Raw genomic sequence first — 11,896 nt, 5'->3', positions numbered from 1 at the left:
ATGGAACTATTATACCATATCCGCTGTAAAGGTTTCAAGCGCTAATATGGAAACTTCATAAGCGGTTTTGATCAAAACGTCTCCATCATCACATTTTTTCTTGTATTGTCTGCTCTGCAGCCTGCCGTGAATGGCGATTCTATCTCCGACATCAAGAGTGCTGGAATAAATCGCATTTCGTCCCCAAGCGATACAAGGTATGTAGTCTGATTTATTGTACATGCGGTTCACAGCCAACATCAGATCGCAAATCTTTCTGCCCAACGGTGAAGTCCTCTGCAGCGGTTTTTTGCACAAAAAACCTTCCAGATAGATTTCATTTACCGCCTCCTCTTCTGGATCTGCCTCTGTAATATCCCTGGCAAAGATGACGATATTGAGCTTGTTGTGCCCTTCTATATCTTCGTTATAGGTTCTGATTTGCCCTTCAATGCTTACATACTGACCCAGTTCTATGTTCATGGTGCTCAAAATCCGTTCCGAAGCCATGACGATGATCTGATCCTCATAGCCACTATTGCGCAAAACACCTATTTCAAAAGTATAAAAAACTTCTCCGTATGTTCTATGGCTGAATTTAAGACCATCTATTATTTCCCCGCAAACATGGGCTACATTTGTACTGGTATTGCTGTCTTCTAAATTTATCATATTTTCCCTCCCAGAAACTCGCATTACTACATTCTATTCTGAGATAGGGAAAGTATGACATTCTGCTCAAAGAATGAAGTGATTTGCTAGGCAGAATTTATGCTGGCATTCCCCAGCCTATGGCTGGCTTGGAATGCGTCGTATGACATTTTGCTGACATTCATTAAGCGGCATTCCTTTCGTTGGGATTATACAGGTTTGGGCACTTTATCGTGATGACCAGGCTGTCCGCTTGTGATTTTGATATCGTTTCCGGCACTGCCCCGTAATAATGGTTCGCAGCCTCTTTGATGCCGTAACAGTTTTCACCAAAATAGATGCAGTTCAGGTACATCTCCAGAATTTCGTCTTTGCTGTAGTCTTTTTCAAGATGAAATGCAACAAAGACTTCGGCCACCTTCCTCTCAAAGTTCTTGTCGAAGTCAAAGTACATGTTTTTTGCCAGTTGCTGAGTGATAGTGCTGCCGCCCTCCACAAAGCTGCCTGCCAATATGTCATTTTTGATCGCCCGTATGATAGCAAGGGGGTCGATGCCGAAGTGGAACCAAAAGCGCTTGTCTTCGGATTTGATAATTTCATCCTTGAAATAATCCGAAATGTCGTCGAGTTCCACATAGTTGACGCTCCGTTTGATTTCTGCAACCTTCTCCGCGATGGCAGTTTCTTTGACCACTGACCGATAAAGCTGATATCCCTTATACACCGTCGGCGCACTGACAATAGCGCCGATCAACACGGTAACTAAAACGGTAATGGCAAAACCTTTGAACAATCTTCTCATCAAAAACACCCCTTTCCTTTTGATACTACTATTGTATCTCCGGAAACGGGGTGCTGCCATAGCTTTGACTTACAGGGTGCTTACAGTTTTGTAAGATTCGTTTCGCTCTTCTTGCGGCTTTTCAGTCGGTAAAACGAGGCAACGGTGATCAGCAGGAAGATGATATATGGCGATATCGGCAGGATTCCTTCAGGAATACCTGTAAGGGATACGATTCCGCCAATCCCTACAAAAGGACACGTCGCCAAAAAAGCGACTGGAATGAACCCATAGACAAGTTCGGGGCGATTTCCTTTGGTGAAATATACTAAAAAAGTCGATATCAGTAGAACTGCCAAAACCGCCAGCAGGAGAACAAAGGTCCTCTTTGGTTTTTGAGAATCTTTCTGTAACATTGCTAAGCTGATACAGCACAGCAGGAATGCTGCAGCTGAAACAATCATATTCCATGGTCTGATCGGGTTTGGCGCAATCATTAAATTTAAATTGCAGCCGAATGAAACCAGGGTTGCCACTGCGGCACTCCAAAGGATCGGTTTAGTTTTCATGAGCATCATCCTTCTTTTTTCTGTATTCATTAGCAGTAATTGCCACAACAAAAACGGCGCTTGCAATGAGCCATGAATCATAATTTACAGCCGTAAAACTCCCATATTTATAATACGAATATGCACATATACATATGATAAACGCGAAATACATCAGAATGTATTTCAACACAGCGGATTTCGTAATCTTTTTCATATTTACACCTCATTTCATCTCAGTCTAAATAGACTGGAAAATAGTCTATACAGCCTACACCGCAGAATACGATGACCAGCACCCATAAACCCCATGAATACTCCGCATCTCGTCTTTTTCGCGTATAGAGCCCCAACACAATGACCAAGATCACCATGACGGCGGTAAACACGCCAAAGACGATGTTCCTTGTGTGAACCTCTGCAAGTATTCTATCTGCGTATTTGCAAAATAAGAAATAGCCGAATCCCGCAAGCATCGAGGTCATTTGCAGAAAGCTAGGCTTTGAGCGTCTTCCCTCTGTGGCTTCCAATCTGTCTTGATTTGTGATACCGGTGATTCTCATGGCGAAACCTCCTCGTATAATATAATTATACCACTGTATTCAAAAAAATACAATTTATCTTATACAGAAAACGCCCCTTTCTCTCTGATACTATGGTGGTATCGCTGAGAAAGGGGGCGCTGTCATGGCTTAGACTTAAATTATATTTACAGTTTTGTAAGATCTGATAAAGCTACATCTGCCCATTATAAACGTCGAGTCCTATTAACTTGCTTATATTATACCATGACGATGTCATTAAAAATAGAATTGAACGTCATGATTCAATAGTTCCTACATCACGATGAAATCGTAAGATTGTGGAACTATTATACCATATGCGTTAACGCAGCCGTCATGAGAATTCAAAAAAACAAACCGGCGCCCACGGCAACCGATTTGTCTCAAAATTTAATTCCTATTCTCTTCTGTTTCAGCTGAAAGCCGCTTCTGTCTTCTTCCGTACAGAAACCGGTTCACATATTTGTTCACCACCGCTACAAAGACGAATCCCAGGGAGATCGCCAAAGCGATGATGATAGCCGCTGTGCCGTTTTCTACGAACATGGCGTCGTCTTCGCTGACCAGGCCGAACATGGTGTAGTACAATCTGCCGCCGGGAATCAGCGGAACTGCCGCCGCCGTCAGAAAGATGGTCGCCGGCGCTTTGTTGACCCTGGCCATCAGTTCTGCATAGACCGCCACATAGACCGCCGCAATCAGGTTGCAGATAAAGTCACTCTGCAGCTGCGCAAAGGTCATCAGGTAGATAAACCAGGTGACCAGGCCGCCAATGCCGGCGTACAGCACCTGCCTGCCTTTGATCTTGAGAATCAGGGCAAAACCCAGAGAGCCAAGAAAGGCTGCCGCAAGTTGCGTAATCATAGCACACCTCCCAAAGCAATAATTGTAAAGGCAAAACCACAGGCGATGGCCGCCGCCACCAGGATGGAGTTGACCAGCCGCAGTAAGCCAGAGGCGATGTCTCCAATCAGCATATCCCGGATGGCGTTGGTCATAGCGATGCCCGGAATCAGCAGCATGATACCGCCGATCATGATTTTATCAGAGTTGACACCCACGCCCAGCTGTACCAAGAGCAGGGTAGCAATACCGGCAGTCACAGAAACTGCGAAGTTATATACAATCTGATTTTTTTCCCGCGATGCCAGAAACAATTCCATCAAAACGATGACAACTCCCACAATGGCAGCTGCGATGCAATCCAGCCAGCCGCCGCCGAAGAAGACCGTAAATCCGCCGGAAACCAGAATTGCGCCGATAAACTTCAGTGCCAGATGCTGCTTTGGCCGATTCATGACCTCGTCAAACTTCTGCTGCATGGCATCGGGCTCTGGCTGATTCGCACAGATATAACGGCTGAGATCGTTGAGATAATCCAGCCGGTCAAAGTTCGCGTCATAGCGGACGATACGCCGTATATGGGTGAGAATCCTGCCGTCAGGCGCTTCCATGGTTACCTGAATATTGGAGGTGATGATGAAGACGTTGATTCGATCAGCACCGTAACTTTCACACATGCGGTAGATGCTGTCCTCTACGCGGTTCACCTCGGCGCCGCAGACCACCATCTCCTCACCGATATCGAGAATTCCCTGCAAAATTCTATCAAAGTCCATTATGCGATCTCCAGCTTCATCACCTCAGGATGACAGCTCACCTGATACTGCGGGCAATACTTACACTCAAAGAAGTTTGGTGCAGTGTCAGGATCTACAGCCACAAAACCGTTCTTCTTGAAGAACCCCGGCGCTCTCGCCACCAGATACAGTTCTTTGCCGCCCAGCTCCTTTACTTGTTCGACCACCTTCTTCAGCATGATCTCGCCCACCTTGCTCTTGCGGTACATTTTGTCCACTGCGATACCATCGATGATATAGCGTCCTTCCCGCTTGGCAAGAACCACACCGCCGACCAAAAAGTCTTCGTCACCGTGGGTCACCTTGTAGCACTTTACGATGTCGGTGTCCACCTCTTCATCGCCGTCAAACTCCAACTCATTTTCGACGAAAAACTTGACCAGTCTCTCGTACTCATCTGTCTCTTTCATGATTAAACGCATCATTTTATATCTCTTCCCCCATATTATCTTCTAAAGTACAGATTTTCAATCTGTTATGTAATACGTGAAACTCCAACGGAAACTTCTCACCGTGTTCGCCGTCGATATCCGTCGGCAGATCGCTGTCAGCCTCGATCTTCAGCTTGTCGGTCTGAAAATGGAGGACCTTCTTGCTGGACGGATGGTTGCCCTGCAGAATCTTCATAAACACGCCCGGCATCTCCAATAAAGTCATATTTCTAAACAGCATGACGTCCAGCAATCCGTCGTTGATTTCTGAATCCGGTGAAATCTTCTTGAAGCCGCCTGCCGATTTTCCATTCATGACCACCATGAAGTACATCTTCTCTTTGTAGACTCTTTCCGGCGTCGTCAGCGTCACTTTGATCGGCTTCAGATTCGGTACTTCAGAAAGTCCCTTCAGATAATATGCCAAAACGCCGATTGTATTCTTCAGTGTCGGGTCGGTCTTCTGGCTGACGTCTACCACCTGTCCGATGGCAGCCACGTTGATAAAGAATCGGTCGTTGACCTTGCCCACGTCTGCATAAGTATAATTGTTCCCCAAAGCGATGTCCAGCATTCTGTCTATCTCGTTAGGAATGTTGAAATAAAAGGCAAAGTCGTTGGCAGTGCCAGCTGGCATAATGGCCAGTGGAAGATAAATTTCGTTTCGAATCATAGCGTTGACACAGATATTGATGGTGCCATCTCCGCCAGCCGCGATAATCTGCCGGTATTCCTCTCTGTAAGTCTCCTTATCCAGATCCGCCAGGTAATCAAAAATGGCATGGCCGTGAGCCGCCCTGATGGGCACGACTTGGTATCCTTCATTTTGATATCGACCGATAATATTATCCAGGTTATTCTTGAACATGCCACTTCCCGAGCTCGGATTGTAGAACAAAATCACTTTCTTGACGTTCTTACTCATGTAGGTACCCCCTCATCTCTCCAATTAAATATAGTGACCCTGCAAAGAGAAGCAGGTCATATTCCTCATATCGCTTTTTCACATATTCCGCCGCGGCTTTTGGTGATTCTATTATAATACAATTCCCGCCCTTTGCGGTAATCATTTTTGCGAGATCAGCAGCCGGCAGTTTTCTCGGATTGTCCGGCTCCGTGACGACAAAATCTTTCGTGACAGCGAGGAAGTTATGCAGTACCTCGTCCACATCTTTATCCTGCAAAATTCCAATGGTCATTAGAATCTTTTTCCCCTCAAAATGGCTGCTGACCGCTTCTCGCAGCGCTTTTGATCCATCCGGGTTATGCGCACCATCGATAATGACAGAAGGATTTCGCCTCAATATTTCAAAACGTCCAATCTGCTTTGCCTTCTTAAACCCCTTCTTGAGCGCCTCCGTAGAGACAGTGATGCTGCCCTGCTCAGCAAGAAGCGCAATGGCGTATAACGCCGCCAAAGCATTTTGCACTTGATGCCTGCCTAACATGGAAATTTCTATATCATATTTCTTCCCCAGGATTTCTGTTTCAAAACAATAACCCTCTAAAGTCTGGTCTGTAATCTTATATGCCAGCTGCTGCACATCAAAGAAAGGCGCATTCAGTTCATCTGCCCTTTTGATAAAGACTTCTTTTGCATCCTCTCTGTCTGTTGTAGAAATCACCGGACATCCCGCTTTAATAATGCCCGCTTTTTCGAAAGCGATTTCAGGAATGGTTTCTCCCAGCCGATCAGTGTGGTCCAAGGAAATTGAAGCGATGATGGAAGCCAGCGGGTGTTTTACCACATTGGTAGAATCCCCTCTTCCGCCAAGGCCCACTTCTAACACTACATAATCGGCTTTCTGCTCTTTAAAATAAAGAAAGGCGATTGCCGTCACCACTTCAAACTCTGTCGGCGACTCATCTCCTTCTTTTACCATTTCTTCAGCCCTGGCGAGAACAATTTCGCTGCAGCGATTCAGATCCTCGTCGGAAATATAGGCTCCATCGAACTCGATCCTTTCATTGAATACCTCGATATAAGGGGAAGTATAGAGGCCGGTTTGATAACCGGCCGCCTGTAATACTTCGTAAACATATCTGCAGATGGAACCTTTGCCGTTGGTACCGGCCACATGAATCACTTTTAGGTCGTCCTGAGGATTTCCCAGTTTTTTCAAGAGAATGTTCATTCGTTCCAGTCCCAGGACACTGCCGAATCGCAAGAATTCGTGTATCTTGTTTATTGCATCCATATTATTTGTTCACTTTCTTTGCTACCATTTCCAGTCTGGCTTCTACTTTCGCCAGCATATCCTCGTACTTCGCCTGCTTTTCTTTTTCCTCATTGACCACCTTTTCCGGCGCTTTGGCGAGGAATCCCTGATTGGAAAGCTTGCCGGCAACTCTCTTTACTTCGCCTTCCAGCTTCTTCTTTTCTTTGGTCAATCGGTCAAACTCGGCGTTAAAGTCAACCAGATCATCCAGCGGAATAAAGATTTCAATACCTTCGATGACTGCTGACATGACCTCTTCAGGAACTTCTCCTTTGTCGGTTACGAACTTAATGTCGGTGATGTTTGCCAGGTCCTTGATATATCTCTCACCACTTTGAATGGTCGCAAGCTTTTCACCTTCCGCATAGATAACTGCTGTCAGCTTTTTGCTCGGCACGGCCTCTGCCTCCGCCCTGATATTTCTGATAGCGCGGATCGCTTCCATAGCAGTTTCCAGTCTGTATTCTTCCGCTGCAAAGCGTCTCTCTTCAGAAACCTGCGGCCACTTTGCTTTGATCAGGTAACAGTTTGGATTGTCTTCTCTCTCGCATTCTGAATGAGGAAGGAAGGACCAAATCTCTTCGGTGATAAACGGCATGAACGGGTGCAGCATCTCAAGCATGTTCTTCAGAACCATGACGAGAACGAACCTTACGACTTTCTTATCCTCTTCATCGTCACCCCAAAGTCTCTTCTTCACCAGTTCAATATACCAATCGCAGTATTCGTTCCAGATCAGTTCATAAACTCTCTGGCCTGCCAAAGCCAGATCGTATTTTTCCAGGGCATTGGTAACGTATTCTACCGCGTCATTGACTCTGCTGATCATCCACTTGTCTTCATCGCGCAGCATGATGTTGCTGAAATTAGTGGTGTCGCCGCAAGCCATGCCGCAACAGTCACCGCAGCATTTTGCCAGTTCTCTGAAATTGCCGTCCTCATCCTGCAGGTTCATGATTACAAACCGGGATGCGTTCCACAGCTTGTTGGCGAAGTTTCTGGAGGATTCCAGCTTATCTTCTTTAAATCTCATGTCGTTACCAGGCGTGATGCCAGTCGTCAGCATAAAACGCAAAGCATCGGCGCCGAACTGGTCGATGACTTCCAAAGGATCGATGCCATTGCCCAGAGATTTGCTCATCTTGCGGCCTTCTGCATCTCTCACCAGACCGTGAACGTAGACGTGATGGAACGGCGGCATATCCATGGCCTCGCAGCCAGAGAATACCATGCGGACAACCCAGAAGAAGATGATGTCGTAACCCGTTACCAATACGTCGGTCGGATAGAAGTATTCCAAGTCTTTGGTCTTATCAGGCCAGCCTAAAGTTGAGAACGGCCACAGTGCTGAGGAGAACCAAGTATCCAATACGTCTTCATCCTGCCTCAAGTTGGCAGAACCGCAACTAGGGCATTTGCTCGGATCTTCTTCGCTGACGATCAGCTCGCCGCACTCCTGACAGTACCAGGCCGGGATTCTGTGCCCCCACCAAAGCTGACGGGAAATGCACCAGTCTCTGATTTCCTCTAACCAGTGCAGATAGGTTTTTTCAAATCTCTCCGGAATGTGCTGCAGCTGACCTGATTTTGCCGCTTCGATAGCCGGCTTTGCCAGATCTTCCATTTTGACGAACCACTGATCGGAAAGCATCGGTTCGATGACGGTATGACATCTGTAACACTCGCCTACCGGGATGACCTTTTCTTCCGTCTTAACCAGGTAGCCAGCCTCGTCTAAGTCCTTGACCCACTGTTTTCTGCACTCGTAACGATCCATACCTGCATACTTACCTGCTAAGTCGTTCATGGTTGCATCCAGATTGATACAGGATGGTGATTCTAGTCCGGCACGCTGTCCTACTTCGAAGTCGTTCGGGTCGTGAGCTGGTGTGATTTTCACGGCACCAGTACCCTTCTCCGGATCTGGATATGGGTCCGCAATGATCGGGATTTCTTTTCCTACCAGCGGCAGGATGACTTTCTTACCGACCATGCCTTTATATCTCTCATCGTCGGGGTGAACGGCGATAGCCACGTCCCCGAACATGGTTTCCGGTCTTGAAGTAGCGACGATCATGTCCTGACCACCTTCTTCTGCTGCTGGATAACGGAAGTACCAGTAGAGGCCGTTCTTGTCCTCGTGTTCTACCTCTGCGTCAGACAAGGATGTACCGCACTGCGGGCACCAGTTGATCAAACGGTTTCCTCTGTAGATCAAGCCCTTGTTATATAATTGTACAAAGAAATGCTTTACGGCTTTGTTGCAGCCTTCGTCCATGGTAAAGCGCTCTCTGCTCCAGTCGCAGGAATCTCCCAGTTTGCGGCACTGTCTGGTGATTCTGCCGCCGTACTCTTCTTTCCAAGCCCAGGCGCGGTTCAGGAACTCCTCTCTGCCCAGGTCTTCTTTTTCCTTGCCCTCTTCTTCTCTGATTTTCTCAACCACCTTGACCTCTGTGGCGATGCTGGCATGGTCTGACCCTGGCAGCCACAGTGCGCTGTAGCCCTGCATTCTCTTCCATCTGGTCAGAACATCCTGCAGTGTCTGATCCAGCGCATGCCCCATGTGCAGCTGACCTGTAATGTTTGGCGGCGGCATCACGATGGTGAACGGCTTCTTGTCAGGGTTTACCTCTGCCTGAAAGGCACCGTTTTCCTCCCACATCTGATATATTCTGTCTTCAAAATCCTTTGGGTTATAAGTCTTTGCTAAATTTTTCTCCATGTTACTTCCTTTCTATTACTATTTACTATTTTTTCTTTATTTGAGATACTCTGACTGTACTGTAAGCGCACACTGCAGCACTGACCAGCATGACGATACCGGTTATCCGCACGATCCAGTCCGAAAGAGGGACTATGAGCATATGAAATCCCACGATCAGCAAGGTGATTACCAGTATGGTCAAAGTCATGATCTGTACTTTTTGAATTTGTCTCATCGTTACGCCTTCTTTCTTAGAACATCTTACTCGTCTTTAAAGGCACAGATATCTCTGCTGCTGATCACTGGCTTGCCCTGCCGATCAAGCAGCGGCGTCAATCCGGCACCATAACCAGTATTGACCATCAGATAGTTCACACCAGTCTCTTTGTCCACAATGACTTCAAAGGACTTTGCCAGTCCATTTGTATACGTCTCTCTGATTTCAAAGCGATTGTCTTTTTTGCTCATCGTAATCCTCCCATTATTAAATAAAAAAGTCCTCTGTAGGATTGCTCCTACAAAGGACGAAAAATTCCGCGGTACCACCTTTGTTCCGCAAAGCATAAACCTTGCGGCTCTCATTTACATCGTAAGACTCCAAAGCAACCTTCGACGGATACTGTTTCTCTAAGGTCTCTCAGCCTATGAACCTTATTCTCTGTAAAGGGTTTTCTCGCCTACTCCTCTTCTTCAACGTCTAAATATTAGCCTATTATGTTATTTTACCAAAAAAACTATTTTTTGCAAGTCATTATTGCACATTTGCATGAAGAATCTGAGATTCTGATACTGGTGCTGAATCGGATATTTTTACTAAAAAGTCTCTATCATACATCGTTTTGAGACCGGATGGAATGCAATGATGTTGCCATGCTCCACTTTATTCATTCTGATTTGATACCTCCCAAATCAGAACAATCTCTGTCATACGATAGATATCATTTTTATCATTAGAGTTCCATCTTGTTCTCTACAATAGAAAAACAGTAAGGTAAATGAAGTGAATTCCGTTTTATATTATTCCTTTTTATTGTATACTGTAAAGAAGAGGGGAGGAAATTGCAATGGCTTGTAAGAAAGAATTATCTGCCGTCATTTTAGCATCTGGGCACAGTCAACGTTTCGGAGAAAATAAACTGTTCTACCCAATTGACGGCATCGCTATGATCGAACACCTGTTCGCCGTCATGCCGACAGATTTATTCAAAAAAGTCATCGTTGTCTCCATCTATGAAGAAATTCTAGCTTTGAGTGAGAAATATGGTTATCTCTCAGCGTACAACGATGATAACACCGGTGATATTGCAAAGACGATTGCACTTGGTATTGATATGGCAAGTGATTCTGAAGACGGCTGTATGTTCTTCACCTCCGATCAACCTTGGCTCACTACAGCAACCATCCGAAGATTAGCCGGGCAATTTTATAATAAACCTGAAAAAATACATATTCCTATATGTCAGGGAGAAAGCGGAAATCCGGTGATCTTTCCGCGGCGCTTTTTCGCAGAGTTACGTACGCTGCCGCCTCATCATGGCGGTAAATATCTTGTAAAAAAATATCCCGAGGCGATTTCCTATCTGGCCGTCACCAACTCACAGGAATTAAAAGACGTGGATACAAAAGAAGATTTGCCGCCCACATCTATTTAAAGTGATTCTCGACCATAGCCCAGAAATAATTCTCCCTCCTTTTCATAGACTTTTATACCCGAAAACACCTGCCTAAGACTTTTCTCTACAGCATCCGCAGAGGATACCCCTTTTTCAATCTTTGCGCAGATTTTTCCGTCCTTTAATAAGTAGACTCTATCACAATAGGCCAAGGCCAACTGCGGATCGTGCAGCACCAACAAAGCGCCCAGCTTTTCTTCCGCTGCGAGTCTATACAAAATCCTCATAAGGTGATAGCGGTTATTCACATCTAAAGAGCTGTCCGGCTCATCAAAGAGCAGCAAGGGTGCACCTTGCACAATACATCTGGCAATCATCACCATCTGCTTCTCTCCCTCGCTCAGATACATGTAGTTTGCTTGCGCCAAATGCGATATGTGCAAGTAGTTTAAGGCCTCATGGGCACGCCGGATATGTGCCCTTGTCGGCGTCTGTCCAAACTTTAAATTGGGATTTGCTCCCATGAGAACGATATCTAATACGCCGGTATCAAAATACACGCCGAATCGCTGTGGCAGATATGCTGTGAATCTGGCTCGTTCTTTTGCAGAAAGGTTCTGTATATTTTTCCCCGAGAGCAAAATGCGTCCTTCTGCTGCGTTCTCTATTCCGCAGATAATCCGCAGTAAGGTTGACTTTCCTGATCCATTTTCACCTAGCAGAGCGCAGATTTCCCCTTCTTTCACTTCCAGATCCATACCATCTAG

The 11,896-nt window shown here is 46.0% G+C and carries 14 protein-coding genes; 1 reads left to right on the top strand and 13 read right to left on the bottom strand.

The window, feature by feature from the left end:
• Positions 1-9 precede the first annotated feature (9 nt).
• The 12 genes from ACMQ5W_RS15785 to ACMQ5W_RS15730 all read right to left on the bottom strand — a co-directional run bounded on the left by ACMQ5W_RS15785 (position 10) and on the right by ACMQ5W_RS15730 (position 9,984).
• On the bottom strand, positions 10-651 hold the full coding sequence (locus ACMQ5W_RS15785; protein ID WP_148493816.1) for a single-stranded DNA-binding protein: 642 nt from the start codon (positions 649-651) through the stop codon (positions 10-12).
• Positions 652-814: 163 nt separating this feature from the next.
• Positions 815-1,432 carry a biosynthetic peptidoglycan transglycosylase gene (locus ACMQ5W_RS15780; protein ID WP_148493817.1) on the bottom strand — a complete coding sequence of 206 codons (618 nt, stop codon included), beginning with the start codon at positions 1,430-1,432 and terminating at the stop codon, positions 815-817.
• Between the two features lie 80 nt (positions 1,433-1,512).
• Complete coding sequence (locus ACMQ5W_RS15775) at positions 1,513-1,980, bottom strand: hypothetical protein (RefSeq protein WP_419026004.1); 468 nt, start codon at positions 1,978-1,980, stop codon at positions 1,513-1,515.
• A gap of 215 nt (positions 1,981-2,195) precedes the next feature.
• Complete coding sequence (locus tag ACMQ5W_RS15770) at positions 2,196-2,522, bottom strand: hypothetical protein (RefSeq protein ID WP_419026003.1); 327 nt, start codon at positions 2,520-2,522, stop codon at positions 2,196-2,198.
• A 390-nt stretch (positions 2,523-2,912) separates the two neighbouring features.
• Complete coding sequence (locus ACMQ5W_RS15765; protein WP_419026002.1) at positions 2,913-3,386, bottom strand: threonine/serine exporter family protein; 474 nt, start codon at positions 3,384-3,386, stop codon at positions 2,913-2,915.
• Positions 3,383-4,141: a threonine/serine exporter family protein gene (locus ACMQ5W_RS15760; RefSeq protein ID WP_419026001.1), complete on the bottom strand. Its 759-nt coding sequence runs from the start codon at positions 4,139-4,141 to the stop codon at positions 3,383-3,385. Before ACMQ5W_RS15760 ends, ACMQ5W_RS15765 begins: the two co-directional genes overlap by 4 nt.
• The gene (locus ACMQ5W_RS15755; RefSeq protein WP_148493832.1) at positions 4,141-4,587 is read right to left on the bottom strand and encodes a GNAT family N-acetyltransferase; all 447 of its coding nucleotides are present in this window, start codon (positions 4,585-4,587) and stop codon (positions 4,141-4,143) included. Before ACMQ5W_RS15755 ends, ACMQ5W_RS15760 begins: the two co-directional genes overlap by 1 nt.
• Before the next feature lies 1 nt (position 4,588).
• Positions 4,589-5,518: a YegS/Rv2252/BmrU family lipid kinase gene (locus tag ACMQ5W_RS15750; protein WP_419026000.1), complete on the bottom strand. Its 930-nt coding sequence runs from the start codon at positions 5,516-5,518 to the stop codon at positions 4,589-4,591.
• Complete coding sequence (locus ACMQ5W_RS15745; RefSeq protein ID WP_419025999.1) at positions 5,511-6,791, bottom strand: bifunctional folylpolyglutamate synthase/dihydrofolate synthase; 1,281 nt, start codon at positions 6,789-6,791, stop codon at positions 5,511-5,513. The genes ACMQ5W_RS15750 and ACMQ5W_RS15745 overlap by 8 nt, the downstream gene beginning before the upstream one ends.
• A gap of 1 nt (position 6,792) precedes the next feature.
• Entirely contained in the window at positions 6,793-9,534 is a 2,742-nt protein-coding gene (locus tag ACMQ5W_RS15740) for a valine--tRNA ligase (RefSeq protein ID WP_419025998.1), read from the bottom strand.
• Positions 9,535-9,559: 25 nt separating this feature from the next.
• Positions 9,560-9,751, bottom strand: a complete 192-nt coding sequence (locus ACMQ5W_RS15735; protein WP_419025997.1) for a hypothetical protein — start codon at positions 9,749-9,751, stop codon at positions 9,560-9,562.
• Between the two features lie 26 nt (positions 9,752-9,777).
• Positions 9,778-9,984: a DUF6440 family protein gene (locus tag ACMQ5W_RS15730; protein WP_148493836.1), complete on the bottom strand. Its 207-nt coding sequence runs from the start codon at positions 9,982-9,984 to the stop codon at positions 9,778-9,780.
• A 596-nt stretch (positions 9,985-10,580) separates the two neighbouring features.
• Here ACMQ5W_RS15730 and ACMQ5W_RS15725 point away from each other — a divergent pair.
• Positions 10,581-11,168 (top strand): nucleotidyltransferase family protein, encoded by a 588-nt coding sequence (locus ACMQ5W_RS15725; RefSeq protein ID WP_419025996.1) that lies wholly within the window; start codon positions 10,581-10,583, stop codon positions 11,166-11,168.
• On the opposite strand, the gene ACMQ5W_RS15720 is transcribed toward ACMQ5W_RS15725, so the two are convergent.
• Positions 11,165-11,887 carry an ABC transporter ATP-binding protein gene (locus tag ACMQ5W_RS15720; protein ID WP_419025995.1) on the bottom strand — a complete coding sequence of 241 codons (723 nt, stop codon included), beginning with the start codon at positions 11,885-11,887 and terminating at the stop codon, positions 11,165-11,167. The two genes, ACMQ5W_RS15725 and ACMQ5W_RS15720, sit on opposite strands and share 4 nt — an antisense overlap.
• Between the last annotated feature and the right edge of the window lie 9 nt (positions 11,888-11,896).

Source organism: Emergencia sp., assembly GCF_048465375.1.
GTDB lineage: Bacteria > Bacillota > Clostridia > Peptostreptococcales > Anaerovoracaceae > Senimuribacter.
This window is presented reverse-complemented; position numbering and strand designations above follow the sequence as displayed.